Raw genomic sequence first — 25,354 nt, 5'->3', positions numbered from 1 at the left:
TCGCGCCGAATCGGCCGCATCCGGCGCACAATTCAGGCCGGATTGCGCTGCGCAGGGCGTGTTGAGACAGACACGCCCTGCCCAGGCGAATCCAGCCTGAATAGCGCGCTGGCAGAGATGAGGAAAGCCCCCACCCGGCGAACCGGATGGGGGCTTCTCGTACGGCGGATGCCGCAGGCTACAGTGCAGCGAGCTCGCGCAGCAGCTCGTCGCCGGGGCGCGTGTCGACGAAGTCGGCCGAGATCTCGGCGCGCTCGAGCAGCTCGCTCATGCGACGCTGACGCTGACGCGGGATGAGCGTGACGACGGTGCCCTGCTTGCCGGCGCGGCCGGTGCGGCCGGCGCGGTGCAGGTACGTCTTGTACTCGTCGGGGGCGTCGGCCTGGATGACCAGGTCGATGTCGTCGACGTGGATGCCGCGGGCTGCGACATCCGTCGCCACGAGAACGCTGACGCGACCCGAGGTGAGCTGCGCCAGGTTGCGCGTGCGGCGGCCCTGGTTGAGGTCTCCGTGCAGCGAGACGGCCGGGATGCCGGCGTCGTCGAGCAGGTCGGCGAGCTGCTCGGCGAAGGCGCGGGTGCGGGCGAAGACCAGGGTCTTGCCGTCGCGGTCGGCGAGCTGCTCGATGATGGCGGCCTTGTCGCGGTGCTCGATGACGAGAACGCGGTGGTCGATCGTGGAGGAGGCCTGGTCTTCACCGGCGACCTCGTGCACGGCCGGGTTCACGAGGAACTCGTTGACGAGGGTGGCGACACCCTTATCGAGCGTGGCCGAGAACAGCAGCTTCTGGCCGCCGTCCTTGGTGTGACGGAGGATGCGCTGCACGGGCTCGAGGAAGCCGAGGTCGCACATGTGGTCGGCCTCGTCGAGAACCGTGATGGACACCTCGCTGAGGTCGAGACGACCCTGCTCGATGAGGTCCTCGATGCGACCGGGGGTGCCGATCACGATGTCGACGCCGCGCTGGAGGGCACCGACCTGCTTGTACTGCGGAACGCCGCCGTAGATCTGCGTGGTGAACAGGCCGACGCTCTGGGCGATGGGCTGGACCGTGCGGTCGATCTGAAGCGCGAGCTCGCGCGTCGGAGCGAGGATGAGCGCGCGGGGCTTGCGGCCGATCTGGCGCTTTCCGCCGGACTTGCCGCTCTGCGCCCACTGCTTCATGAGCAGCTCGACGGTGGGAGCCGCGAAGGCGATGGTCTTGCCGGAGCCGGTCTTGCCGCGGCCGAGAACGTCGCGACCCTCGAGCACGACCGGGATGGTGGCTGCCTGGATCGGGAACGGGCTGGCTGCACCGAGAGCGGTGAGGGCTGCGACGATGTTGCCGCCCAGGCCGAGGTCGCCGAAGCTCACGCCGTCGACATCCGTCGCCTCGATGGCCTGAGCCTCGAGACGCTCGAGCACGACGTCGTCCTCGGGGGTGAAGTGCCCCTTCTGGTCGCCGTGCACGCGGCCGGCGGATGCTCCGCCTGCACTGCGCGACGGGTAGAACTTGCTGTCGCTGCGGTCGGACGCCTTGAAGCCGGGGCGCTCGTAGGAGCCGCCACGGTCGTCGCGACGCGGGGGACGCTCGCTGGCGTTGTAGGCGGGGCGATCCGAGCGCTGGGCGCGGTCGTTGTACGCGGGACGCTCGGTGCGGTCGGCGCGGGGTGCGCGCTCCTCGCGGGGACGGTCGCCGTAGCCGGACTCGCGCTTGCCGTAGGCGGGGCGGTCGCCACGCTGCGGGCGGTCGTTGCCGTAGGACGGACGCGCATTGCGGTCACCGTAGGCGGGGCGCTCGGAGCGAGCACCGCGGTCGTTGCGGTCACCGTAGGCGGGGCGTTCGGTGCGAGCACCACGGTCGTTGCGGTCACCGTAGGCGGGGCGCTCGGTACGAGCACCACGGTCGTTGCGGTCACCGTACGCGGGACGCTCGCTACGAGCACCACGGTCGTTGCGGTCACCGTACGCGGGACGCTCTGAGCGCTGGCCGTACGCGGGGCGCTCGCTGCGCTCTCCGCGCTGCGGGCGGTCGTTGCCGTAGGAGCGACGGTCGCCGGCACCGGATGCGGCACGCTCGGCTCGCTCGTCGGCGTTCCAGCGCGCCTTCTTGGCGGGGGCCTCGGACTCGGGCTTGTAACCGCGGTGTCCGGGGCTGCGCGAACCGGACTTGGGTCCACCCTTGCCGCTGCGAGCGTAGGGATCGAAGTTCTTGGCGGGACGACCGCCAGCGGGCTTCTTGTTGTTGGGCATAGCTCATTCCTGGGTTGTTCTCGCGTACATGGCAGAACAGCGGTACGCACGAAAGCGCAGCGCAACTGAGAACCCGGAATCTTCGTCGCCCGGGGCCGTTCACATACAGTGTGATTTTCGCCAGCAGAATTGCTGCGAAACCGGCCCAACAGACTTACAAACCCATCCGCACACAGTGCGGTGTCAAGAGCCGACTGAGGGAGCCTAGCGGACGAAGCTGGGAAACGTCGATGAAATATGCCCGGTTTAGCATGATTTCCGTGTCAGTCAGCATCACTGTGGAACCGCCCCGCCAGCCCGAGATCGAAGAATTGCTGCTCCAGTCGAGCGCCTACGCGATGGCGCTGTATCCGCCCGAGAGCAACTTCATGTTGGACATCGAGTCGCTCGAGCAGCCGGGAGTCACCTTCTACGTCGCACGCGGCATCGACGGCGCCGCACTCGGATGCGCCGCCCTCGTCGTCGATGCCACCGACGCGCCCGACGCCACCGGGCAGAGGACAGCCGAGCTCAAGCGCATGTTCGTGAGCCCCGAGGCGCGAGGCCAGCGCGTGGCCAGGCGCCTGCTCGATCGCATCGAAACGGATGCCGCAGCCGGCGGCATCCGTCGCATCGTGCTTGAGACCGGCGACCTGCACGACGCGGCGCAGGCGCTCTACCGTCACGCCGGCTACGAGCTCATCCCGCAGTTCGGGCAGTACGTGGGCGAGGCCCACAGCGTCTGCTTCGCGAAGGAGCTCCCTCGAACGGGAGATTAGGAATCGGGGCCGTCCGGATCTATTCTCATCTCACGCTCAGTCGACCGGTCTCGGCACGTGGAGCTCGATCCACGCCGCATGACCGGAGCATCCGTGAAGTTCTCCCGACCCGCCCAGGGACGACCCCGCCGTCGAGCGCTCATCGCCCTCGCCGCCTCGGCGACCGCCCTGATGGGTGCCGTCGTGCTCTCCGGCTTCCACGCGGAACTCCACGACATCGATCCGGCCGGCTCCGACCGCGCCAGTGAGTTGACTACCACCGAGCGCATCGGCATCCGCACCTGGACCGTGGCCACCGGCATCACCGTGGAACCCGACGTCACGTACGGCACCCGGGAGGACGGCACCCGTCTCGACCTGGACGTCTGCTCCCCCGCATCCGACCCAGCTCCGGGTGAGACCCGCGTCGGCATCGTCTCGATCCACGGCGGCAGCTGGGCACGCGGCGACAAGTCGAACGACGACTGGCGGCACGTCTGCCAGTGGCTCGCCTCGGAGGGCTTCGTCGCCTTCTCGGTGAACTACCGTCTGGTTCCGGCCGTGCACTTCCCGGCCGCCATCGACGACGTCGGCCTGGCCGTCGAGTGGGTGCGGGCGCACGCCGCCGACTACGGGATCGATGCCGCTCGCATCGGCGCCTTCGGCGGATCAGCCGGCGGAAACCTCGCCGCACTCCTCGGCACCCGGGGCGAGGGCACCCTCGACGCCGGCTCGCGCGTCGCCGCCGTCGCCGAACTCAGCGGACCCATCGATCTCACGGATGCCGCCATGCAGGCGAGCGGTGCCGGAGAACTGGTCGAGCAGATCGCCCTCAACTACCTCGGCTGCGACCGACTCGCCGACTGCCCGCAGGCAGCGGACGCGTCGGCGACGACTTTCATCGATCCGAGCGATCCGCCGGTCTTCATCGGTCACTCCGAGAGCGAATTCATCCCGCTCCGGCAGTCGACGTCGTTCTCCGAGGCGCTCAGCGCCGCCGGGGTCGCCAACACGATGCAGGTCGTCCCGGGCGTCGGTCACTCCATCGGCATCCTCGACGAGGCCATGCGCGGCAAGGTCGCCGACTTCTTCCGGGCGACGCTCACGGCGCCGGCATCTCCCGTGGTGACGGATGCGGCTCCTGCGGTCGAGGCGGCGCCGGCGCCTCTCGCCGCGGGCTGAGCGCGAGTCGCGCCCGCGACGTCCGGCCCGGCCCGCCGCATAACTCAGGCTCGATCCACCTCGGCAGGGCGTTTTGCCCCTCCAGCGCGGCGTGTCACTCGATTCAGCCTGAATTGCGCAGGCGCGGAGGGTCGAGAGAGCTCAGCGTGCGGCATCCGGCAGCGTCGCAGCCCCACGGATGCGGCGGCTCAGCTCCGTCGCCGTGCGCGTGATCTCGGCAGCGAGGTCGGCTCGATCCGCGGGCGCCACGTTCTCGCGAGGGAAGGTGCTCGCGATGCCGGCGGCCGGCCAGCCGGCGTGGTCGAGCACTGCGACGGCGACGGATGCGAACCCCCCCGTGATCTCGCCGTCCTCCACCGCGAACCCGTCCGCGCGCACCCGGTCGAGCACACCGCGCAACTCCTTCAGGGTGCGGGGGCCCGTGGCCTCGACGTCCTCGCTGCGCGCCACGAAGGCTGCGGCATCCGGATACAGCGCCCGAACCTGGGCGAAGGGCAGCGCCGCGAGAAGCGCGCGACCGCTCGCGGTGAGGTGCGCGGGAAGGCGCACCCCGACATCCGTCACCAGGGAGGGTCGCCGCCGGGCGCGCTCCTCGACGATGTAGAGCACGTCGCGGCCGTGCAGCACGGCGAGGTGCGCGCTCTCCCCCGTGCGGTCGACCAGCGCTGCGACCAGCGGACGCCCCAGCAGTGAGAGCGGCTGCTGGCGTGAGAATCCGCTGCTCAGCTCGAATGCCGCGACCCCGAGGCCGTAGCGTCGCGCCTCAGGGAGGTGCACCACGAAGCCCCTCTCCTGCAGCACGCCGAGCAGGTGGTAGACGGTCGACCGCGGAAGTCCGAGCGCACTCGCGATCGTCGACGCCGGCACCGGACCGCGCTGGGCGGCCAGGTGCGACAGGATCGCGAGGGTCTGGTCGGCTGCGGGAACCTTCGGGCCGGGCATGCGCTCAGTCTGGCATCCCAGACGCTCATGGCGTCAGCGGATACGGGCCGATCGTCGACTCGCCCGGATCTCGTGCGAGAGCTCGGCCACGTGGCCGACGCGGAGGGCGTCGATGGCCGCGAGCGCCGACTCGAGGCTGAGTGCTGAGCTGCCGTACCAGCGTCCACAGGTGAGCACCGCGCAGCCGTCGAGGGTGAAATACCACCCGTGCGTCGCGGGTTCGACCCCGGCGACCAGCAGGATGTCGAGATCGTTCACGGACTGCCGGATGCTGATCGCGTGCGCATGTGCCGAGGCGAACGACTCGTACCAGCCTGCGCTGCGCGCGAGCTCGCGATTGTTGGACGCCAGCACGCGCCACACGCCCGGATGCTCCGCACGGGGATCGATCGGTTCTGCGACGAGTCCGGCCGAGTGCCCGCCGCCGATGACGGAGTCGCGGAAGCGCACCCAGGCCCGCAGCATCGGGTCTGAGCCCGACCAGAAGGTCGAGAAGACGATCCTCGGGCTTCCGGTCACCGGTCCACCCTCCCGCCCGTTGATGACATTCCGGGGGAACTCTTCTGAATCAGAGGTGAAGGGCGCGCGCACGTCTGGGATCCCGGACACGGATGCAGCTGCCGCTGTGGCCGTGGGGCCCGGCCTGGAGTGGGATCGAGAGCATGAGCACGAGCACCTCCCTCCCAGCATCCGGCACGGCCACCGACACGACGCCCGCGGCATCGGTCACCGTCGGCATCGGCCCCCTGAGCATCGAGGAGGTCGTGGCCGTCGCGCGTCACGAGGCCGTCGTCGTGCTCGACGAGAGCGCCCTCGTCGAGGTCGAGGCCAGCCGGGCCATCATCGACGCCCTCGCCGAGGATCCGGAGCCGCACTACGGCATCTCGACGGGCTTCGGCGCCCTCGCCACCACCTTCATCGCCGCCGACCGCCGCGCGCAGCTGCAGGCGAGCCTGGTGCGCTCGCACGCCGCCGGGTCGGGCTCCGAGGTGGAGCGCGAGGTGGTGCGCGCCCTCATGCTGCTGCGCCTCTCGACCCTGATGACCGGCCGCACGGGCGTACGCCGCGTCACCGTGGAGACCTACGCCGCCATCCTCAACGCCGGCATCACGCCGATCGTGCGCGAGTACGGCTCGCTCGGCTGCTCGGGCGACCTCGCGCCGCTGTCGCACTGCGCGCTGGTGGCGATGGGCGAGGGTGAGGTGCGCACGACCGACGGCGAACTGCATCCGGCAGCCGACGCCCTCGCCGCAGCCGGCATCATTCCCCTGCAGCTCGGCGAGAAGGAGGGCCTCGCCCTCATCAACGGCACCGACGGCATGCTCGGCATGCTCGCCCTCGCCATCCACGACCTGCGGATGCTGCTCACGACGGCGGACATCAGCGCAGCGATGAGCGTCGAAGGCCTGCTCGGCACCGACGCCGTCTTCGCCCCAGAACTCCACCGCCTGCGCCCGCAGGTCGGCCAGGCCGTCTCGGCCGCGAACATCCGCGCCCTGCTGGCAGGCTCCCCCATCGTCGCCAGCCACAAGGGCCCGGAGTGCACCCGCGTGCAGGACGCCTACTCGCTGCGCTGCGCCCCGCAGGTGCACGGCGCCGCGCGCGACACCCTCGGCCATGCGGCATCCGTCGCCGACTGCGAACTGGCGAGCGCCGTCGACAATCCCGTGCTCACCCTCGACGGACGCGTCGAGTCGAACGGCAACTTCCACGGCGCCCCAGTCGGCTACGTGCTCGACTTCCTCGCGATCGCCGTGGCGGATGTCGCGAGCATGTCGGAGCGCCGCACCGACCGATTCCTCGACCAGGCCCGCAGCCACGGCCTGCCGCCCTTCCTGGCGCACGAGGTCGGCGTGGACTCCGGCCTCATGATCGCGCAGTACACGGCAGCGGGCATCGTGAGCGAGCTGAAGCGGCTCGCCGTTCCGGCATCCGTCGACTCGATCCCCTCGTCGGCCATGCAAGAGGACCACGTGTCGATGGGCTGGGCGGCTGCACGGAAACTCCGTCGCTCGATCGACGGCCTGACGCGCGTGCTGGCCATCGAGGTCATGACGGCGGCGCGCGGGCTCGACCTGCGCTCTCCGCTCCTCCCCGGCGCCGCCACCGGAGCCGTCGTCCGCCTCGTCCGCACAGTCGCCGAGGGCCCGGGCCAGGACCGCTTCCTCTCGCCCGAGATCGAGGCGATCGTGGACCTCGTGGCGTCTGGAGCCGTGGCCGACGCCGTCGGCGACGTCGTGGCGGGGCGCTGAACGCGGGTTCGACGCCGGCGCAGCGTTCGTTCCGCCGGAATTCACCGCTCCGCACCCCGATCGGGCCCGGAATCCATTGTCAGCGGGCGGACCGAGTGACAGACTGAAAACTGTTCCGGCTCAACGGCCTGACATCCATCACCCGAAGATGGAAACCGAGAACATATGCAGACGTACACGGAAGCACGACCGGCGGTACGGCGGGGAGTCGTCCGCCGCATCGCGCTGCTCTCCGCTGCCACTCTTGTCGCCACTCTCGGCATCCTCGGAGTTCCCGCATCGGCCCTCGCCGACGGATGCGATCCCGCGACGGACACCTCAGCCACGGCCACGCCGACGCCCGAGGCGACCACTGACGCCTCGTGCGAGACGGTGACGACGCCGACCCCCACTCCGACCCCTGAGCCGACACCGGATCCGGAGCCGACGCCGACCCCGACTCCCACACCGACGCCGACGCCGACCCCCACACCGACGCCGACACCCACCGCGACGCCGAAGCCGACGGAGACACCGGAGCCCACGGAGACGCCGACGCCCACCCCCACGCCCACGCCGACCCCCGCGCCGACCCCCGCGCCGACGACGCCGCCCACCACGCCGCCCACGACAGCGCCGACAGCTCCGCCGGCACCCGACGATGCCGCCGCGCAGATCCCGGTGCGACGCCCGCCCGTCTCGACGTCGGTCTCCACGGCGGCCAGGGCCCGCGCGGCCAGCATGCTCGCCGCGAAGACGAAGCTCGCAGCCGCACGGGCCAGCTACACCAAGGCGACGCGAGCGTACGAGTCGGCCCAGGCAGAGGTCGACGCAGCGCGCAGCGTGGCCGACAAGCTTGAGTCGCTCGCCAACGCAGCCGATCTGCAGGCCGAGACGTCGGCACGCGCACTCCTCCAGGTGGCGCACGCCGCGGGAACCCGAGGCGGACCGAGCACGCTCGACGCCCTGTTCGATGCTCCCGACGGCGATCTCCTCGCCTCCATCGGTGCGGTGAAGCAACTCGACCGCATCTCGGCCAACCCGGCGGAACTCGGCCTCAGCATGAAGGCCGACGCCGCCCGCGCCGATGAACTGCGCCAGAAGGCGTCGGATGCCGCCCAGAAGGCCGCATCCGTTCCCCTCACCGAGATGCAGCTCGCCATGAACGCCGCCGACAGCACCGTGGGCACGGCCACGGCGGCCTTGGCCACAGTGCAGCTCCAGGTGGCGACGGCAGGCCAGGCTCTCAGCGTTCCGAGTGCCGTCGACCGCGGACAGCTGAGCGAGGCCGGCTGGACCAGCCCCGTGCTCGGCACGATCACCGACGGCTACGGCCCCCGCCCCGAGCAGCCCGCCGGAGCCGGCCCCTTCCACTACGGAGTCGACATCGCCGCCGCCTGCGGCACCTGGATCGGTGCAGCCACAGCTGGAACCGTCGTCGACGCCGGCTGGTTCGGCACCCTGGGCAACTGGGTGCTCATCGATCACGGCAGCGGCGTGCAGACCGCCTATGCGCACCTCGCCACCGGCGGCACGGTCGTGACGGTGGGCGAGAAGCTCGAGGCCGGTGATCCCGTCGGCCTGGTCGGCAGCACGGGGGCGTCGACCGGTTGCCACCTGCACGTCGAGGTGCGCCTCGATGGCGTACGCGCCGACCCGATGCCGTTCTTCGCGGCGCGTGGGGTCGAACTCGGAGGCTAGACCCTCGACGCCTCGACCCTCAGCAGCTCGTCCTGAGGATCAGCCCTCCTCGAGCAGCTCCAACAGGCGGGTCGTGGTGCGCCAGGTCCGAACCGTCATCTGCTGGAACACGGGCATGGCCAGGAGCCGTTGAATGCGGGTCTTGGTCGCCCGCGCCGCCACCCGCGAGAAGTACAGCGCACCAGGACCGGGCGCGATGGAATCGACGCCCTCCCGCAACTCGGGAAGCTGCTGCCAGACCTCGTCGACGGTGAGGGGTTGCTTCACGAAGTACACGTCGCTGCGCAGCGTGTCGGAGCCGTGGTCGGCCGGTGCTCCCGCGATCGTCGCAGCGAGCTCCTCGGTGGAGCGCACCACCACGAGGAGCGGGATGTCGAACGCCTTCTGCAGCATCCGTTCGAGGGAGTCCTCGAGGGCCGCTCCCGTCGGTGGCGACGCCGTGAACAGCACATTGCCGCTCTGCAGGTGCGTCGTCACATGGGAGTACCCGGCGTCACGGAAGGCGTCGGCGAGGGCAGGCATCCCGATCAGGTTCCTGCCGCCGACGTTGATCCCGCGCAGCAGCGCGACCGAACTCGCCATGACCCCACTGTGGCACGGGCCCCGGTGCCGCGCATCGGCCGAGCTGGCGCGCGTCTGGGATCCCGGACACGGGGCCTGCGGCATCCGTTGCCCCCGGCCTGCCAGTGCGGTGTGATCGATGCATGACCGATGCACCCACAGTCGCGCGCACAGTCCGAGCGTCCCGCGGCACCACCCTCACCGCGAAGAGCTGGCAGACCGAGGCGCCCCTGCGCATGCTCATGAACAACCTGGACCCCGAGGTGGCCGAGCGGCCGGAGGACCTCATCGTCTACGGCGGAACCGGCAAGGCCGCTCGCAACTGGGAGGCCTACGACGCGATCGTGCGCACCCTCGAGGGACTCGAGAGCGACGAGACGCTGCTCGTGCAGTCGGGAAAGCCCGTCGGCGTCTTCCGCACTCACGAGTGGGCGCCGCGCGTGCTCATCGCCAACTCCAACCTCGTCGGTGACTGGGCGACGTGGCCCGAGTTCCGCCGGCTGGAGGCGCTCGGCCTCACCATGTACGGCCAGATGACGGCCGGCTCGTGGATCTACATCGGCACCCAGGGCATCCTGCAGGGCACCTACGAGACCTTCGGGGCCGTGGCGCGCAAGTTCGCCGCCCGGGCCGCGCACTCCACCGAGTTGCCCACTTCCGCCAGTGCGAGCCGCGCGCCACGAGCGGAAGTGGGCGACTCGGCGGCGATTCAGGGTGCGACCCTCGCCGGCACGCTGACCCTGACCGGCGGATGCGGCGGCATGGGCGGAGCGCAGCCCCTCGCCGTGACGATGAACGACGGCGTGGTGCTCATCGTCGACGTCGACGAGTCGCGGTTGGCCCGCCGGGTCGAGCACGGCTACCTCGACGAGTACACGACCGACCTCGATGCCGCCGTCGAGAGGGTGCTCGCCGCGAAGGCATCGCGTACGCCGCTCTCCGTCGGCATCGTCGGCAACGCGGCGACGGTGTTCACCGAACTGCTCGAGCGCGGCGTGCCGATCGACATTGTGACAGACCAGACCAGCGCGCACGACCCGCTGCACTACCTGCCCGAAGGCGTCTCCGTCGAGGAGTGGCATGAGCTCGCCGCATCCGACCCCGTGGCCTTCACCGAACGCTCGCGGGCGTCGATGGCAAGGCAGGTCGCCGCCATGGTCGGATTCCAGGACGCCGGAGCCGAGGTCTTCGACTACGGCAACTCGATCCGTCGCGAAGCGGAGCTGGGCGGCTACGAGCGGGCGTTCGAGTTCCCGGGCTTCGTGCCCGCCTACATCCGTCCGCTGTTCGCCGAGGGCAAGGGGCCGTTCCGCTGGGCCGCGCTCTCGGGCGACCCGGCCGACATCGCCGCCACCGATCGCGCCATCCTCGAGCTGTTCCCCGAGGACGAGCACCTGCGGCGCTGGATCACGAAGGCTGGCGAGAAGGTGCACTTCGAGGGGCTGCCCGCCCGCATCTGCTGGCTCGGCTACAAGGAGCGGCACCTCGCGGGCCTCAAGTTCAACGAGATGGTGGCGTCGGGCGAACTGTCGGCGCCTGTCGTCATCGGCCGCGACCACCTCGACTCGGGCTCGGTGGCCTCGCCGTACCGCGAGACTGAGGCGATGGCCGACGGCTCGGACGCCATCGCCGACTGGCCGCTGCTGAACGCCCTGCTGAACACGGCGTCGGGCGCGACCTGGGTGTCGATCCACCACGGCGGCGGAGTCGGCATCGGCCGCTCCATCCACGCCGGTCAGGTGATCGTAGCCGACGGCACACCCCTCGCCGCCGAGAAGATCGAGCGCGTGCTGGTGAACGACCCCGGCACCGGTGTGATGCGCCACGTCGACGCCGGCTACGAGCGCGCCCGCGAGGTCGCGCACGAGCGTGGCCTGCGCATCCCGATGGAGGAGTGATGACGCCCCGCCCACCCCTCGCACCCCGCCCGTCCCGCTCACCGCGCGACTCGCCCATCTTCGTCGCCTCGACGCGCTCCGATGGCCGTCGTGGCGACGAATTCGGGCGACTCGACGGCTGGGGATGCTCGTGACGACGGCGACGACGACGACGACGACCATCACGAACATCGGCGAGCTCGTCACGAACGACCCGGCACCCGACCGCGAGGGCGGGAAGCTCGGCATCATCCGCGACGCCGCGGTGCTCGTCGAGGACGGGCGCGTGGTGTGGGTGGGTCGCGCCGGCGACGCCGAGTCGCCCACTTCCGCTGGTCCCGGTCACGCCGCACTGATGGAAGTGGGCAACTCGACTCAGCACGACCTCGTCGACGCGGGCGGGCTGGCCGTCATCCCGGGGTTCGTCGACTCGCACGCCCACCTCGTGTTCGGCGGCGATCGCGCCGTCGAGTTCGAGGCGCGCATGGCGGGGCGACGCTACGAGGCCGGCGGCATCCGTTCCACCGTCGCAGCGACCCGTGCAGCATCGGACGACGAGCTGCGGATGCGGCTGGCCGGCTTCATCGCCGAGATGCGGGCCCAAGGCATCACGACGGTCGAGATCAAGAGCGGCTACGGCCTGAGCGTCGCCGACGAGGAGCGCGCTGTGCGCCTCGCCCGTGAGGTGACCGAGGAGGTCACGTTCCTCGGGGCTCACGTGGTGCCGGCCGAGTTCGCCGACGACCGCGTTGCCTACGTCGACCTCGTGGTGGGCGACATGCTCACGGCCTGCGCGCCGCACTCCCGCTGGATCGACGTGTTCTGCGAGACCGGTGCCTTCACGATCGCCGAGTCACGGCGGGTGCTCGAGGCCGGCATCGCGGCCGGCCTGCTTCCCCGGGTGCACGCCAGCCAGCTGGGCGAGGGCGACGGCGTGAGGCTGGCCGTGGAGCTGGGAGCGGCATCCGTCGACCACTGCACCTATCTCACCGACGACGACATCGCGGCCCTGGCGGGATCGGGCGCCGCAGGAACGGGGACTGTGGCGACCCTGCTGCCGGGCGTGGAGTTCTCGACACGCCAGCCCTATCCCGATGCGCGCCGCCTCCTCGACGCCGGCGTGACGGTGGCGCTGGCGAGCGACTGCAACCCGGGCTCGAGCTACACGAGCTCGCTGCCGTTCTGCATCGCCGTCGCCGTGCGCGACATGGGCATGACGCCCGGCGAGGCCCTGTGGGCGGCGACGGCCGGCGGCGCTGCGGCGCTCCGCCGCGACGATGTCGGCGTCATCAGGCCCGGCGCGCGCGCAGACTTCGTGCAGCTCAGCGCGCCGAGCCACGTGCACCTGGCGTACCGCCCGGGCGTCCCGCAGATCGCGGCCGTCTGGAAGGACGGCGTGCGGGCTCGCTGACGCCTTCCCCCCGATCGCCGAGGCCCGGACGAAGCCGGGATCGAAGCGTTCCTGGGTGCGCTTCGACCGCGGACTTCGTCCGGTCCTCAGCGGGCGAAGGGGAAAGTCAGCGGGCGGTCACGCTGCGCGCAACCACACCGCCGACTCACCGGCCAGTCGACCTCCGACGAGCGAGGCGCTCGCAATGAGCACCTCACCCGCGGGCAGCGCGACCGGCTCGGTACCGAAGTTCAGTACGATCCCCCAGCCGTTCGGGCGGCGGAAGTGCAGAACGTCGGCACGATCGGTGGTGACCCACTCCAGTTCCTCGGCACCCTGCAACGCGTGTCGTAGGGCCAGGGCGTCGCGATACAGCGACAGGGTCGAGGCCGGGTCTGCGGCTTCGGCCTCGACGGACGAGTCGCCGAACCAGGAAGGCTGGGGCAGGTGCGCCGACTCGGCGCCGAAGCCGAACGAAGACCCGTCGCGCGTCCACGGGATGGGCACACGGCATCCGTCGCGCCCGATGTCGATGCCCGGGTTGCGGAAGAACGCGGGGTCCTGGCGCTCGGCCGCGGGAATCTCGGCGACCTCGTGCAGGCCGAGCTCCTCGCCTTGGTAGACGTAGGCGGAGCCGGGCAGCGCGAGCATGAACAGCGAGGCCGCCCGCGCACGACGCAGGCCCTGCTCACGATCGAGCACCGGCGTCACTCCGCCGGAGAGCAGCCACTGCGAGCCGTGCTTCTCGTCGATTCCCGAGCGCGGCGGCAGGCCGTAGCGGGTCGCGTGGCGCACGACATCGTGATTCGAGAGCACCCACGTCGTCGATGATCCGGATGCCGCGGCCAGGGCCAGGTTCGCCGTCACGATCGAGCGGAACTCGGCCGCGTCGAACTCCGACTCGAGCAGGTCGAAGTTGAAGGCCTGGCCGAGCCCGTCGGGGCTGGCGTAGCGAGGACGCCGCGAGGAATCCACCCAGGCCTCGGCGACGGCCGTGCGCGGAGGCGTGTAGCTGTCGAACACCCGGCGCCACTCGGCGTAGATCTCGTGCACCTCGTCGCGGTCCCAGAGCGGGTGACCGCCGTCCTTGGGCATGGCGTCCATCTCGGCCTGCGTCGGCAGCTCGGCGTCCAGCCGCTTGGCCAGGCCGTGCGCCACGTCGATGCGGAAGCCGTCGACCCCGCGATCCGACCAGAAGCGCAGCGTCGTCAGGAAGTCCTCGTGCACCTCGGGGTTGTCCCAGTTGAGGTCGGGCTGCTCGGTGGCGAAGTAGTGCAGGTACCACTGGCCGTCGCCGACCGGCTCCCACGCCGGGCCGCCGAAAGCGCTGGTCCAGTCGGCCGGGGGCAGCGATCCGTTCGGGCCGAGGCCGTCGCGGAAGATGTACCGCGCCCGCGCCGCCGAACCGGCAGGCGAGGCCAGAGCCTCGACGAACCACTCGTGGCGATCCGAGGTGTGATTCGGAACGATGTCGACGATGATCCGGATGCCGGCTCCGTGCAGGGCATCCACCATCGCGTCGAAGTCGGCCAGGGTTCCGAGTCGCGGGTCGACGTCTCGGTAGTCGTCGACGTCGTAGCCGCCGTCGGCCAGCGCCGAGGGATAGAACGGACTCAGCCAGACCGCGTCGATGCCGAGGTCGCGCAGGTAGGGAACGCGCGCCGTGATCCCGGGCAGATCGCCGATGCCGTCGGCGTTCGCGTCGGCGAAACTGCGGGGGTAGATCTGGTAGACGGCGGCCTGGCGCCACCAGGTGGCGTCATCGGCGAGGGGGGTCGTGACGGTGGTCTCGAGCACGTCGGTCATGGGCGGGTGGGGTTCCTTCCGGTGGGGTGGAGCGTGGGCTGGACGAGAGGAGCGGTCATCCTTTCACAGCGCCCTGCGTGACGCCTTCCATCACCCAGCGCTGCGTGAAGAGGTAGACGACGATGGCGGGCGCCATGGCCATGAGGTAGGACGCGAAGGAGACGTTGTAGTTCGTGCTGAACTGCGTCTGGAAGATGTTCTGGATCACGGGCAGCGTCTGCTGCGCGGAGTCGGCAATGATGAGCGACGGCATCATGAAGTCGTTCCACGACGCCAGGAAGGCGAAGATCGCGACGGTGGCGCTCATCGGTGCGAGCAGCGGGAAGATCAACTTCCAGAAGGTCTGCCAGGTGGTGGCGCCGTCGATCCGTGCGCTCTCCTCCAGCTCGAGGGGGATCGACCTGAGGAAGGCCGTGAACAGCAGGATGCTGAACGAGAGCTGGAACATGATGTGCAGGATCGTGACGCCCACGGGGTTGGCGAGACCGAGCAGTCCGGTCAACTGGATCTGGGGGAGCGCGACGACGGTGAACGGCAGGAAGAGCGCGGCCAGCAGGTAGAAGAACGACCAGCGGAAGAACCGGCGGTCCCAGTTGCGGGCGATGGCGTAGGACGCGAGCGCGCTGAGCAGCACGGTGCCGATCACCGTACCGGCCGTGATCAGAACCGAGATCGTGAACGACACGGGGAAGTTCGTCAGCTCCCACGCCTTCGCGAAGCCCGAGAAGTCGATCGGCGACGGGAGGGAGAAGGCGTTCCCGTCGACGGCCTGGGCGCCGGTCTTCAGCGACATCGACACCGTCACGTAGAGCGGAACCAGCACGGTGACGGCGCACAGGATGAGGATGATCATCACGGACCAGTTGGTGCGTTCCTGGCCGACCCGGCCTCGGGTCGGGCGGGTCGTCGCCGACGCCTCCCGGGCTGTCCTCTTCGCGTCGCCGAGCGGGACGCTCGCTGCTGTCTGGGTCATGCGAGTGCCGCCTTTCCGCGGGTGATCCGGAGTTGGATGAGCGAGATGACGATGGCGATCACGAAGAAGATGGTGGCGTTCGCCATCTGATAGGCGTAGTCGCCACCGGTGAATCCGGTGAAGATCGTCATCGCGATGCTGCGGGTCGAGGTGCCCGGACCGCCGTTGGTGAGGCCGACGATCACCTCGTAGGCGTTGAGGTAGTTCTTGAACCCGAGGATCACATTGATGACCACGTATCCGGCCACGAGGGGGAGCGTGACCGACCAGAGCTGGCGGAACGGCTTGGCGCCGTCGATGGCCGCCGCCTCGTAGACCTCGCCGGGGATCGACAGCAGGCCGGCGATGTAGATGAGCAACGTGCCCGGGATCGACTGCCAGGCCGTGACGATGACGATCGAGATCCAGGCGAGGTCGGGGTTGGCGAGGATCGATTCCTGCAGCGGGCCGATGCCGACTGCCGTCGCGAAGGCCGGCAGCGAGTTCGAGAACAGGAAGTTGAAGACGTAGGCGATGACGATGCCCGAGATGACCATCGGGATCACGAACACCGCCCGCAGCGCCGTCTTCGCCTTGATCTGCGCGGTGAGCCCGACGGCCAGCAGGAAGGCGACCACGTTCACCAGCAGCACCGTCACGATGGCGAAGCCGAAGGTGAAGAGGTAGCTGGAGAGGATGGCCGGGTCGGAGAACACGGCGATGTAGTTGGTGATGCCGATGAACTCCCAGTCTCCGAAGCCGATGAAGTTCGTGAAGCTGTAGAAGATGCCGAGCAGCGCCGGAACCGTGATGGCCAGGGTGAACAGCACGAGCGATGGGACGAGGAACAGGTAGTAGATGCGGTCGACGCTCTGCCTGCGGCGCGCGCTCCTGCCCGATGTCGGTGGCGCGGTCGTCGTCGGGGCGCGATCGGCGGATGCGGCCGTCCGACCCGTCGAAGCGGCTGGGGATGCGGTGGTTGTCATGGTCTGCTGTCCTCTCGGGTCGTCTCAGCCACGCAGCGCGAGTCGCGCCCAGTCGGCGTCGAGTCGGCGCAGCGTCGCGTCCACGTCGGCGCCCGTGGCGATGGACTGGATGTAGTTGTCTGTCGGGATGCTGAGCGGCACGAACTTCGACGCGCCCTGGTAGAACCGGCCGTCGTCGTAGTACTCCTGCATCCCGAGGATGCGCTCGTCCGTCGCCGGCGCCGCGTCCACGGTCGTCCCGAAGCCCAGGAACTCGGCGTTGTACTCGTCGAGGGTGTCCTGCTCCATCAGGTACGACACGAAGGTCTTGGCCGCCTCCTTCTCCGTACTCGCCTCGGGCACCCACAGGGCGAGATCGAGGTTCACCCTCACCTTGAGGTCGTCGGGGTCGTCCGTCACCGGCAGCGGGAAGGTGCCGAGTTCCAGGTCTGGGTCGGTCTTCGCGATCTCACCGAGGGCCCACGGACCCTGCATGTACATCGCAGCCTCGCCCTTCGCCATCGCCACGTTGCCATCGCCGTAGCTCCGGCTCGCCGCGTTGTCGTTCGAGTACCCGGCGAGTTCGACCATCCGTTCGACGGGTTCCTTCAGCGTCTTCTCGAAGGAGACGTCGGAGTCCGGTCCCACCTCGGTGCCCAGCTCATCGAGCTCGTCGTAGAACCCGGCGACGTCGATGGAGCCGCCCACCGTGTAGTCGAACAGCCCCTGCCCCACAGACCAGGGCTCCTTGAAGGTGCTGTAGATGGGCGTGATGCCGGCGGCTTCGAAGGTGTCGCAGGCGGCGATGAGCTCATCCCAGGTCGTCGGCACGTCGACGCCGTTCTCCTCGAACAGCTCGACGTTGTAGATGACGGATGCCGCAGCCACCGAGTACGGGAGAACACTCGTGCGGCCGGGATACGTGGCGTACTGGTCGACGAGCTCCTGCACGTCGGGGCGGATGCGCTCGGCCACCGGGAGATCGGAGAGGTCGGAGAGGGCACCGCGTTCCATGAAGCGCGCCATCTCCTCGTTGTAGTTCAGCAGTCCGACGTCGGGCGGGTTGCCGCGGAGGAATCCGGCTGACAGATTCGACGCCGTGTCGAGGGTCACGCGCACGTCCGACTGCTCGGCGTTGAACTTCTTCGTCAGCTCCCGGAAGTAGGGGATCGCCTCCGGCTTGCTCATGTGGAACGTGATGTCGGCCGGCCCGCCGGAGTCGGCGGCACACCCGCCGAGACCGAGCGTGAGACCGACTGCCACCGAGAGCGTGACCGCCGTCCGAGAGCGCCACCGGCGCCGTTCCATCTGCCGTCCTGATCCGTGGGGCACGTCGCTGTCTCCCTGTGTCCGTCGGCGGCACGCCAGCGTGCCGCATCCGTGGCCATAAATTTAGAGTGTAGATTTACTTGGTGTAGGAAATACTGAAGCATCCTCGAGGAAAGGTCAAGGGCTTGCTGGAATCGGTCGCGGCGAACTCCCCCACGATGCTGCGCCGCCGCAACGCCGATGTGGTGCTGCGCTTCGCGTGGACCGGGCGGGCCTTCACGGCGAGCGATCTGATGGCTCACACCGGCCTCACGCGCTCGACCGTCATCGGAGTCTGCGACGAACTGGTCGACCGCGGCTGGCTCGACGAACTCGACGACGCCCGCAGCGTCGGCGAGTACAGCAAGGGGCGGCCGGCACGACGCTATTCACTCCGCGCGGATGCCGCCGCAGTGGTCGGTGTCGACGCGGGCCGCCACAGGGTCACGGCCACCGTCGCCGATCTGCGGGGAAACGTTCTGGGAACGGCCGACCGGCCCATCGCCGACGACGCCAGCGGCGAGGAGCGGCGAGCCATGGTGACGGCGGTGATCGACGACGCCGTCGCCGCCGCGGGTGTGCGTGGCGACGGAGTGCGCGCGATCTGCGTCGGAGTTCCCGCGCCGACGGATGCCGCAGGCGCATCACCGGACGCCGACGGCTTCTGGTCGCTCTCCAACCCCGATTTCGCGGGGCTGCTCGCCGACGACAGGCGCCTCGTCGTCGTCGACAACGACGCCAACCTGGCCGCGATCGCCGAGGGCGCCGAACCCGATGGGCACGGCGTCGGCGTCGACTCGTTCATCACCCTCCTGTCGGGCGAGCGCCTCGGCGGCGGAATCGTCCTCGACGGCCATCTGCTGCGCGGCGTGCGTGGCGGCGCCGGCGAGATGCGCGTGCTCGACCACGTCGACGGCGTCGGCTCTGCCGATGGGGCCGCCGTGCTGATCCGCGAGTGGTCTCGGGAGGCCGTGGCGGCCGGTTCCGTGCTGCGGGCGAGCGTGCTGCGGCACGCCGAGCTGCCCGAGTTCGACGCCCGGGACGTGCTCGATGCCGCCGACACGGGCGACGTGGGCGCCATCGAGATCACACGGCGCCTCGCCGACAGGTTCGCGCGCATCTGCGTCGTGCTCGGCGAACTGCTCGATGTGCAGCGCATCATCATCGCCGGCGCGATGGCCGAGCCCCTCGAGTCGGTGCTCGACGCCGCGCGCGTCGCCATCGACGGCTACGACGATCCGACCTCCCCCGAGCTGGTCGGCTCGCGTCTCGGCGCCGACGTCGTGAGCCTCGGCGCCGTGCACCGCGCCATCACCGCCGTCCGGGAGAGCGCGCTCGACCTGACGCTCTGACTACTGAGAGCGGATGCTCCTCAGTGCCCGTGCCCGTGCCCGTGCCCGGGCGAATCGAACCGCACCTCCATCGGCCGACGCTCCGCCAGCCCCGTCCACCGGTCGGCATCGAAGGTGAACTCGGCGACGGCGCAGGTCGGCATGGCCGCGATGGCCTCCGCTCCGCGGTCCATCGTGAAGTGGGCGGCCAAGTCGCTCATGCCGGGATCGTGCGCGACCACCACGACCGTGGAACTGGAGGCGTCGGCAGCCGCATCCGTCTCGTCCAACTCGGCGACGACGTCGAGCATCGTCGCCGGCGAAGCCCCGTAGAGCCGATCGAGCACGCGGATGCGATCCCGCGCGTAGCCGAGTTCGTCGGCGATGATCGTGGCCGTGGTGAGCGCCCGCACGGCACTGCTCGAGAACACCACGTCGGGCGCGAGGCCGCGCTCCTGCATCCGTCGGCCCATCCGGGGAGCGTCCCTCTGGCCCCGATCGTTCAGCGGACGCTGATGGTCGCTCAGGTCGGGATCATCCCAGTCGGACTTCGCGTGCCGCACGATCACGAGGGTCTTCATGCCAGTCCACGCTACTCCGGCACCGCCGCGACGCCCAGAGAGCGGCGACGACTACGATCGCCCCATGACCGCCGCCGCTCCCACCGCCACCCTCGACGGCTGGGTCGTGGCACGGTTCACGGGTGCCGGCCTCACCCACGACTGCTACGAGAAGGGCAGTGGCCCCGGAGTCGTGCTCATCCCCGAGCTCCCGGGCATCACGCCCGAGGTGCTCGGCCTCGCCGAACACCTCGTCGCCGAGGGATTCACCGTGGTGGTGCCGTCGCCGTTCGGCGAACCCGGCCGCCCGATGACCGCGGGCTACACGGCCGGCGTCGTGGCGCGCCTCTGCGTCTCGACGGAGTTCCGGGCCTTCGCAACGGATGCCGCCCGCCCCGTGAGCGCCTACCTGCGCGCAGTCGCCGCCGACCTCAACGCGCGCACCCCGGGCGCGGGCGTCGGAGTGATCGGCATGTGCTTCACCGGCGGCTTCGCGCTGGCCGCCGCCGTCGACGACTCCGTGCTCGCGGCCGTCGCGAGCCAGCCGTCGGTTCCGTTCCCCCTCGGAGCGCGTCGCATCGCCGACCCCGGCATGAGCCCGGCCGAGTTGGACCGGGTCGCCGAGAGGGCGGCATCCGGCGAGCTGTGCGCGATGGGGCTCCGCTTCAGCGAGGACAGGGCAGCCCAGGGCGCGCGCTTCCGCACGGTGAAGGCGCGTCTCGGCGACGCCTTCGAGATCATCGAGCTCGACTCGTCGCGCGGCAACCCGGGTGGGTTCTCCAGCACGGCGCACTCCGTGCTGACTGGAGAGCTGCGCGAGACCCCCGGCAACCCGGCGCTTGCTGCCCGCGCTCGCGTCGTCGCGTTCCTGCACGAGCGGCTGGGCTGAGGTCGCTCGCGGAGCCGCGCCGCCCACCCAGTTGCCCACTCCCGCTAGTGCTCGGGCTCGAACACCCACGGAAGTGGGCAGATCGCGGGTGAGTGCGACGGCGTGGGCCGCGGGAGCAGCCCGCGGGAGCCGCGGGGCAGGCCGCGGGAGCCGCAGCGCATCAGCGCAGCGCGACTCCAGCCAGGGCCTCGAGCACGAGCAGCGCGGCGAGGCGCACCGTGCGGCCGTCCTCGGCGTCGGCGGTGGCGTCGACCTCGGCGATGTCGATGGAGCGCACCCTGTCGTCGGCGGCTGCGGCGCGCGCGGCCATTCTCAGCTCATAGGCCGAGATGCCGCCGGGCACCGAAGCCGGGCACCCCGGCGCCACCGACCGGTCGCAGACGTCCACGTCGAGGTCGACGTGGATCGGGCCGCCCGCGGCCCCGGCGATGTCGAGCGCCTCGGCCATGACGTCGCTCATCGGGCGGCGGTGCAGTTCGTCGCGGTGCACGACGGTGATGCCGTGGTCGAAGGCGCGGCGGGCGTACTCGGCCGAGTTGGCGAAGTCGGCGATGCCGATCTGCACGATCCGGCGCCCGTCGAGGCCGGCCTCGATGAGGCGGCGCACCGGTGAGCCGTTGGACTCCCCGTCGCGCAGGTCGTAGTGCGCGTCGAGCGTGATGAGGCCGGCGGTCGGGAGTTGCTCGCCCCAGACGCCGAGCGCCGTGGCGACGGTCAGGGAGTTGTCTCCCCCGAGGGCCACGAGCAGGGTCGCCTGTTCTGCGGCATCCGCCACCGCCGCGATAGCCCGCCCCTCGCCGATAGGTCCGTCGGGATCGTCGACATCACCGACGTCGACCGTGACGAGCGACCCCAGGTCGAGGTGATCGAGCACGAGCCTCGATGTGGAGCTGCGGTCGGGCATCAGGGCCGGACTGTAGCGGCGCAGCACCTCGCGGATCGCCGCCGGGGTGGCGTGCGCGCCCGTGGGCGAGAGGGAGGTGCGCCAGGCCGGGATGCCGATGATCGCCAGGTCGGGGTGGATGCCGGGCTCCAACTCGTCGAGCGACGGCCAGTCCCCGGCGCGCGGCCATGACGGGTCGTGCGGCAGACCGTGTTCGGCGTCGAGATCGGAGGCGGGGTCTGTCGCAGAATCGGTCACGCTTCGAGCCTAACGAGTGGGCCGGTTCGGGGGAATCGGGAACAGAAACCGAGATCTGTGGTTGTATGGAGAGGTACCCCCCAGGGGTATCAGATCGATGACTGAGGAGTGACGCCTGTATGGCTGAGAAGAACGCGGCGACGGATGCGCACGCCGAGCACGGGCACGGCATGCACGAGCACCACGACGAGCACGCCGGACACGACGAGCACGCGGGGCACGATGCCCACGCCGGACACGAGCACCACGCGGGGCACGACACCCACGCGGGACACGACGCTCATGCGGGGCACAACGCCCACGCCGGCCACGACGCCCACGCCGGACACGCAGGACACGCAGGACACGGCGGCCACGCCCACCACGTCGCGCTGTTCCGCCGCCTGTTCTGGATCATGCTCGTCATCGCCGTGCCCGTCATCGCGTTCAGTCCGAGTTTCGCGATGCTGCTCGGCTACGAGCTCCCCGCGGCATCCGTCATCGACTGGATCTCGCCGGTGCTCGGCACCGTCATGTTCTTCTGGGGCGGCTGGCCGTTCCTCGCGGGCGGCGTCTCCGAGCTGAAGAGCCGCCAGCCGGGCATGATGCTGCTCATCGCGCTGGCGATCACCGTGGCCTTCGTCGCCTCCCTCGGCGCGAGCCTCGGCCTGCTCGACCACCAGCTCGACTTCTGGTGGGAGCTGGCCCTCCTCATCGTGATCATGCTGCTCGGCCACTGGATCGAGATGCGTTCGATCGCCCAGGCGTCGTCGGCACTCGACGCCCTCGCCGCCCTCCTCCCCGATGAGGCGGAGCGGGTGACGGATGCCGGCACCGAGCTGGTCTCCCCCTCGGCGCTCGCGCTCGGCGACGTGGTGATCGTGCGTCCGGGAGGCCGTGTGCCCGCGGACGGCGACGTGATCGAGGGCGCGGCCGACGTCGACGAGTCGATGATCACCGGCGAATCGCGCCCCGTCACCCGCGGCCCCGGCGACCACGTGGTGGCCGGAACCGTCGCGACGGACACGGCCATCCGCGTCCGCATCAGTGCCGTCGGCGACGACACCGCCCTCGCCGGCATCCAGCGCCTCGTCGCCAAGGCGCAGGCCTCGAGCTCGCGCGCCCAGCGCATCGCCGACAAGGCCGCTGCGTGGCTGTTCTGGTTCGCGCTCGGCTCGGCGCTCATCACCGCCGTGGTCTGGACGGCACTCGGCAGCCCCGACGACGCCGTCGTGCGCACCATCACGGTGCTCGTGATCGCCTGCCCGCACGCCCTGGGCCTCGCCATCCCCCTCGTCGTCTCCATCGCCACCGAGCGCGCCGCGAAGGGCGGAGTGCTCGTCACCGACCGCCTGGCCCTCGAGACCATGCGCACGGTCAACGCCGTGCTGTTCGACAAGACCGGCACCCTCACGAAGGGCGAGCCCGTGGTGACGGATGCCGCAGCCGCGCCGGGCTTCGACCCAGACGCCGTGGTCGCTCTCGCAGCCGCAGCCGAGGCCGACTCCGAGCATCCGCTCGCCCGGGCGATCGTGGCGAATGCCGCGTTCCGCGGTCTCGAGGTGGCGTCGGCGACAGGATTCCGCGCCTCGCCCGCCGTGGGCGTCACCGCCGTCGTCGACGGACGCGACGTGCACGTCGGCGGACCGGCGCTGCTCGCCGAGCACGCCCTCGAGCCTCTCGCGTCGTCGCTCGGCTGGGCCGAGGCCGGCTCGACCGTGCTGCACGTCGTCGTCGACGGCCAGGTGGCCGGCGCGCTCGCGCTGGCCGACGAGGTCAGGCCGGAGTCGCGCGAGGCCGTCGACGCCCTGCACCGTCGCGGCATCAGGGTGGTCATGATCACCGGCGACGCCGAGCCCGTGGCCCGCACCGTGGCCGCGAGCCTCGGCATCGACCGCGTCTTCGCCGGCGTCCGCCCCGAGGACAAGTCCGCGAAGGTGCAGGAACTGCAGGCCGAGGGACTGCGCGTGGCCATGGTCGGCGACGGCGTGAACGACGCGCCCGCCCTCGCCCAGGCCGACGTCGGCATCGCGATCGGCGCCGGAACCGACGTCGCCATCGCATCGGCCGGCGTGGTGCTGGCCAGCTCCGATCCGCGCTCCGTGCTGTCCGTCATCGAGCTGTCGACGGCGAGCTACCGCAAGATGCAGCAGAACCTCTGGTGGGCCGCCGGCTACAACCTGCTGTCGGTGCCGCTCGCGGCCGGCGTGCTCGCCCCGATCGGCTTCGTGCTGCCGATGTCGGTCGGCGCCATCCTGATGAGCCTGTCGACCATCATCGTGGCCGCCAACGCCCAGCTGCTGCGCCGACTCGACCTGCGTCCCGAGGTGTCGGTGCGGCGCTGACGACGAGCCGGACTCGAGGGGACTCGAATGGCTGCTCCGGGGCTCCGGATGCAGCCATTCGCGTCATTTCGGAGGCGTCTCGATGCGAGGCGACCAGGCAGAGTGCATGATCGGCGTGCCGCTGGGGTCACCCGGACCGCTCGACCCGCGGACAGTGACGAATGACGCCTCGCCGTGGGCGTACTCGGCGAAGCCTCCGCTGACCACGGCGTCGACTCGGTCGCGCAGGGACTCGACGACGTCCTGAACCAGCTCGTCGCAGGCGTCGCAACCGCAGAACGGGAACGGCACCGCGGCGCTCGAACCGAAGCGCACCATGAGCCCCGGAAAATCGGTGAGGCATACGGTGACGGATGCCGCCCCCTCCATGTCGGGAGTGAGCCGGATCGCGCGCACCACGCTGACGCCGGTGTCCATGCCGCCGGCCAGCTCCAGCCCCTCGTCCCGCGAGACCTCGAACTCGGCCTCGAGGTCGTCGAGGAGGGCGAGCGCGAAGGCGTGCAGCGAACGGTACCGCCCCGGATCGGAGACGCGACTGTAGGAGTCGTCGCTCGGGCTCTCGCCTGCCAGGAAGTCCCAGCGCGAGACCTCGACGACCTCGTCGATCCCGGAGGCGGCGCCCCAGGTCGGCGCCGGCGGGGGCGTCACATCACCCGTGATGCCGCTCGTCACCGCTCGAAGTGCGCGGCCTCGTCGGCCGAGAGGGCGTAGTCGATGCGGCGGCGCTGATCATCCGTCATGCCGACGGAGTCGAGATCGTCGACGTGCACCCACATCACCTCGGTGTTCTCGCCGTCGGTCGGGTGCGGGTCGCCCGAGATATACCGGCAGCGGAATGCGAGGTCGAGGTAGACCGACCGGTCGCCGTTCTCGTAGGTGATCGGCTCGAGCACGTGCACCCACACGAGCCGCTCCACCTCGATCACGACGTTGGTCTCCTCGAAGGCCTCGCGCACGGCGGCGACGGCCGGCTCCTCGCCAGGCTCGATGATCCCGGCGATCGGGGCGATGCGGCCGTTGTCGGCCCGGCGGGCGAGCAGCACCTCATCGCCGCGCAGGATCACGGCGGTGACCCCGCTCAGCCAGAGCGGGGAGGTGCCGATGGCGCGGCGCAGGTCGAGCACGAAGTCGGGGGTGGGCATGAGGTCACCCTACCCAAGCCGTTGGTCGAGTAGCCCGCGACGAAGTCGCAGGCGTATCGAGACCACCCCTCAGCCGACGCTC

21 protein-coding genes are annotated in these 25,354 nt (G+C 70.4%); 9 read left to right on the top strand and 12 right to left on the bottom strand.

Annotation, left to right across the window (positions count from 1 at the left end; genetic code table 11):
* Nucleotides 1-178: 178 nt before the first annotated feature.
* A complete protein-coding gene (locus E4M00_RS14840) occupies nucleotides 179-2,233 on the bottom strand; it encodes a DEAD/DEAH box helicase (protein ID WP_135121267.1) in 2,055 nt (684 codons plus the stop codon).
* 260 nt (nucleotides 2,234-2,493) lie between these two features.
* Between E4M00_RS14840 and E4M00_RS14835 the strand changes: the two genes are divergently transcribed.
* Nucleotides 2,494-2,991 (top strand): GNAT family N-acetyltransferase, encoded by a 498-nt coding sequence (locus E4M00_RS14835; protein ID WP_240037172.1) that lies wholly within the window; start codon nucleotides 2,494-2,496, stop codon nucleotides 2,989-2,991.
* Between the two features lie 78 nt (nucleotides 2,992-3,069).
* Nucleotides 3,070-4,152, top strand: coding sequence for an alpha/beta hydrolase (locus E4M00_RS14830; protein ID WP_135121265.1), 1,083 nt, complete (start codon nucleotides 3,070-3,072; stop codon nucleotides 4,150-4,152).
* Between the two features lie 141 nt (nucleotides 4,153-4,293).
* Here E4M00_RS14830 and E4M00_RS14825 read toward each other — a convergent pair whose 3' ends face one another.
* Together E4M00_RS14825 and E4M00_RS14820 are read right to left on the bottom strand one after the other, a co-directional pair.
* The gene (locus tag E4M00_RS14825; RefSeq protein WP_135121264.1) at nucleotides 4,294-5,094 is read right to left on the bottom strand and encodes an IclR family transcriptional regulator; all 801 of its coding nucleotides are present in this window, start codon (nucleotides 5,092-5,094) and stop codon (nucleotides 4,294-4,296) included.
* A 33-nt stretch (nucleotides 5,095-5,127) separates the two neighbouring features.
* Entirely contained in the window at nucleotides 5,128-5,613 is a 486-nt protein-coding gene (locus tag E4M00_RS14820) for a hypothetical protein (RefSeq protein ID WP_135121263.1), read from the bottom strand.
* Between the two features lie 143 nt (nucleotides 5,614-5,756).
* On the opposite strand from E4M00_RS14820, the gene hutH reads away from it, so the two are divergent.
* Complete coding sequence (hutH, locus tag E4M00_RS14815) at nucleotides 5,757-7,346, top strand: histidine ammonia-lyase (protein WP_135121262.1); 1,590 nt, start codon at nucleotides 5,757-5,759, stop codon at nucleotides 7,344-7,346.
* Between the two features lie 165 nt (nucleotides 7,347-7,511).
* A complete protein-coding gene (locus E4M00_RS14810) occupies nucleotides 7,512-9,026 on the top strand; it encodes a peptidoglycan DD-metalloendopeptidase family protein (protein WP_135121261.1) in 1,515 nt (504 codons plus the stop codon).
* Between the two features lie 39 nt (nucleotides 9,027-9,065).
* Here the strand turns inward: E4M00_RS14810 and E4M00_RS14805 are convergent, their stop codons facing one another.
* Nucleotides 9,066-9,608 (bottom strand): DUF1697 domain-containing protein, encoded by a 543-nt coding sequence (locus E4M00_RS14805; protein ID WP_135121260.1) that lies wholly within the window; start codon nucleotides 9,606-9,608, stop codon nucleotides 9,066-9,068.
* Between the two features lie 122 nt (nucleotides 9,609-9,730).
* Here E4M00_RS14805 and hutU point away from each other — a divergent pair, with 122 nt between their 5' ends.
* On the top strand, nucleotides 9,731-11,485 hold the full coding sequence (gene hutU / locus E4M00_RS14800; protein ID WP_135121259.1) for a urocanate hydratase: 1,755 nt from the start codon (nucleotides 9,731-9,733) through the stop codon (nucleotides 11,483-11,485).
* A 124-nt stretch (nucleotides 11,486-11,609) separates the two neighbouring features.
* Nucleotides 11,610-12,875: an imidazolonepropionase gene (gene hutI, locus E4M00_RS14795; RefSeq protein ID WP_135121258.1), complete on the top strand. Its 1,266-nt coding sequence runs from the start codon at nucleotides 11,610-11,612 to the stop codon at nucleotides 12,873-12,875.
* A gap of 117 nt (nucleotides 12,876-12,992) precedes the next feature.
* On the opposite strand, the gene E4M00_RS14790 is transcribed toward hutI, so the two are convergent.
* Genes E4M00_RS14790 through E4M00_RS14775 form a run of 4 tightly spaced genes read right to left on the bottom strand, consistent with a single transcriptional unit; the run spans nucleotide 12,993 to nucleotide 17,885 of the window.
* Nucleotides 12,993-14,660, bottom strand: a complete 1,668-nt coding sequence (locus E4M00_RS14790; RefSeq protein WP_135121257.1) for a glycoside hydrolase family 13 protein — start codon at nucleotides 14,658-14,660, stop codon at nucleotides 12,993-12,995.
* A gap of 55 nt (nucleotides 14,661-14,715) precedes the next feature.
* Nucleotides 14,716-15,633, bottom strand: coding sequence for a carbohydrate ABC transporter permease (locus E4M00_RS14785; RefSeq protein WP_135121256.1), 918 nt, complete (start codon nucleotides 15,631-15,633; stop codon nucleotides 14,716-14,718).
* Nucleotides 15,630-16,598 (bottom strand): carbohydrate ABC transporter permease, encoded by a 969-nt coding sequence (locus E4M00_RS14780; RefSeq protein WP_135121255.1) that lies wholly within the window; start codon nucleotides 16,596-16,598, stop codon nucleotides 15,630-15,632. Before E4M00_RS14780 ends, E4M00_RS14785 begins: the two co-directional genes overlap by 4 nt.
* A 24-nt stretch (nucleotides 16,599-16,622) precedes the next feature.
* On the bottom strand, nucleotides 16,623-17,885 hold the full coding sequence (locus E4M00_RS14775; protein ID WP_135121254.1) for an ABC transporter substrate-binding protein: 1,263 nt from the start codon (nucleotides 17,883-17,885) through the stop codon (nucleotides 16,623-16,625).
* 146 nt (nucleotides 17,886-18,031) lie between these two features.
* Here E4M00_RS14775 and E4M00_RS14770 point away from each other — a divergent pair, with 146 nt between their 5' ends.
* A complete protein-coding gene (locus tag E4M00_RS14770) occupies nucleotides 18,032-19,237 on the top strand; it encodes an ROK family protein (protein ID WP_135121253.1) in 1,206 nt (401 codons plus the stop codon).
* A gap of 20 nt (nucleotides 19,238-19,257) precedes the next feature.
* On the opposite strand, the gene E4M00_RS14765 is transcribed toward E4M00_RS14770, so the two are convergent.
* Nucleotides 19,258-19,797 carry a SixA phosphatase family protein gene (locus E4M00_RS14765; RefSeq protein WP_135121252.1) on the bottom strand — a complete coding sequence of 180 codons (540 nt, stop codon included), beginning with the start codon at nucleotides 19,795-19,797 and terminating at the stop codon, nucleotides 19,258-19,260.
* Nucleotides 19,798-19,861: 64 nt separating this feature from the next.
* Between E4M00_RS14765 and E4M00_RS14760 the strand changes: the two genes are divergently transcribed.
* Entirely contained in the window at nucleotides 19,862-20,665 is an 804-nt protein-coding gene (locus tag E4M00_RS14760; protein WP_135121251.1) for a dienelactone hydrolase family protein, read from the top strand.
* 160 nt (nucleotides 20,666-20,825) lie between these two features.
* Here E4M00_RS14760 and E4M00_RS14755 read toward each other — a convergent pair whose 3' ends face one another.
* Nucleotides 20,826-21,806 (bottom strand): arginase family protein, encoded by a 981-nt coding sequence (locus tag E4M00_RS14755; protein WP_135121250.1) that lies wholly within the window; start codon nucleotides 21,804-21,806, stop codon nucleotides 20,826-20,828.
* 119 nt (nucleotides 21,807-21,925) lie between these two features.
* On the opposite strand from E4M00_RS14755, the gene E4M00_RS14750 reads away from it, so the two are divergent.
* Nucleotides 21,926-24,130 (top strand): copper-translocating P-type ATPase, encoded by a 2,205-nt coding sequence (locus E4M00_RS14750; protein ID WP_240037167.1) that lies wholly within the window; start codon nucleotides 21,926-21,928, stop codon nucleotides 24,128-24,130.
* A 63-nt stretch (nucleotides 24,131-24,193) separates the two neighbouring features.
* Here the strand turns inward: E4M00_RS14750 and E4M00_RS14745 are convergent, their stop codons facing one another.
* Nucleotides 24,194-24,802: a DUF6226 family protein gene (locus E4M00_RS14745; protein ID WP_135121249.1), complete on the bottom strand. Its 609-nt coding sequence runs from the start codon at nucleotides 24,800-24,802 to the stop codon at nucleotides 24,194-24,196.
* A complete protein-coding gene (locus E4M00_RS14740) occupies nucleotides 24,799-25,272 on the bottom strand; it encodes an NUDIX hydrolase (RefSeq protein WP_056165087.1) in 474 nt (157 codons plus the stop codon). Before E4M00_RS14740 ends, E4M00_RS14745 begins: the two co-directional genes overlap by 4 nt.
* Nucleotides 25,273-25,354: the final 82 nt, after the last annotated feature.

Origin of the sequence: Orlajensenia leifsoniae (assembly GCF_004570845.1) — a bacterium.
GTDB classification, from domain to species: domain Bacteria; phylum Actinomycetota; class Actinomycetes; order Actinomycetales; family Microbacteriaceae; genus Orlajensenia; species Orlajensenia leifsoniae.
This window is presented reverse-complemented; position numbering and strand designations above follow the sequence as displayed.

Bases quoted from the DNA above. Each gene is read 5' to 3' on its own strand.
- hutU (WP_135121259.1), top strand. From the start codon at position 9,731: ATGACCGATGCACCCACAGTCGCGCGCACAGTCCGAGCGTCCCGCGGC.
- E4M00_RS14760 (WP_135121251.1), top strand. From the start codon at position 19,862: ATGACCGCCGCCGCTCCCACCGCCACCCTCGACGGCTGGGTCGTGGCA.
- E4M00_RS14790 (WP_135121257.1), bottom strand. From the start codon at position 14,660: ATGACCGACGTGCTCGAGACCACCGTCACGACCCCCCTCGCCGATGAC.
- E4M00_RS14840 (WP_135121267.1), bottom strand. From the start codon at position 2,233: ATGCCCAACAACAAGAAGCCCGCTGGCGGTCGTCCCGCCAAGAACTTC.
- E4M00_RS14825 (WP_135121264.1), bottom strand. From the start codon at position 5,094: ATGCCCGGCCCGAAGGTTCCCGCAGCCGACCAGACCCTCGCGATCCTG.
- E4M00_RS14775 (WP_135121254.1), bottom strand. From the start codon at position 17,885: ATGGAACGGCGCCGGTGGCGCTCTCGGACGGCGGTCACGCTCTCGGTG.
- E4M00_RS14810 (WP_135121261.1), top strand. From the start codon at position 7,512: ATGCAGACGTACACGGAAGCACGACCGGCGGTACGGCGGGGAGTCGTC.
- E4M00_RS14765 (WP_135121252.1), bottom strand. From the start codon at position 19,797: ATGAAGACCCTCGTGATCGTGCGGCACGCGAAGTCCGACTGGGATGAT.
- E4M00_RS14830 (WP_135121265.1), top strand. From the start codon at position 3,070: ATGACCGGAGCATCCGTGAAGTTCTCCCGACCCGCCCAGGGACGACCC.
- E4M00_RS14785 (WP_135121256.1), bottom strand. From the start codon at position 15,633: ATGACCCAGACAGCAGCGAGCGTCCCGCTCGGCGACGCGAAGAGGACA.
- hutH (WP_135121262.1), top strand. From the start codon at position 5,757: ATGAGCACGAGCACCTCCCTCCCAGCATCCGGCACGGCCACCGACACG.
- E4M00_RS14740 (WP_056165087.1), bottom strand. From the start codon at position 25,272: ATGCCCACCCCCGACTTCGTGCTCGACCTGCGCCGCGCCATCGGCACC.
- hutI (WP_135121258.1), top strand. From the start codon at position 11,610: ATGCTCGTGACGACGGCGACGACGACGACGACGACCATCACGAACATC.
- E4M00_RS14780 (WP_135121255.1), bottom strand. From the start codon at position 16,598: ATGACAACCACCGCATCCCCAGCCGCTTCGACGGGTCGGACGGCCGCA.
- E4M00_RS14805 (WP_135121260.1), bottom strand. From the start codon at position 9,608: ATGGCGAGTTCGGTCGCGCTGCTGCGCGGGATCAACGTCGGCGGCAGG.
- E4M00_RS14750 (WP_240037167.1), top strand. From the start codon at position 21,926: ATGGCTGAGAAGAACGCGGCGACGGATGCGCACGCCGAGCACGGGCAC.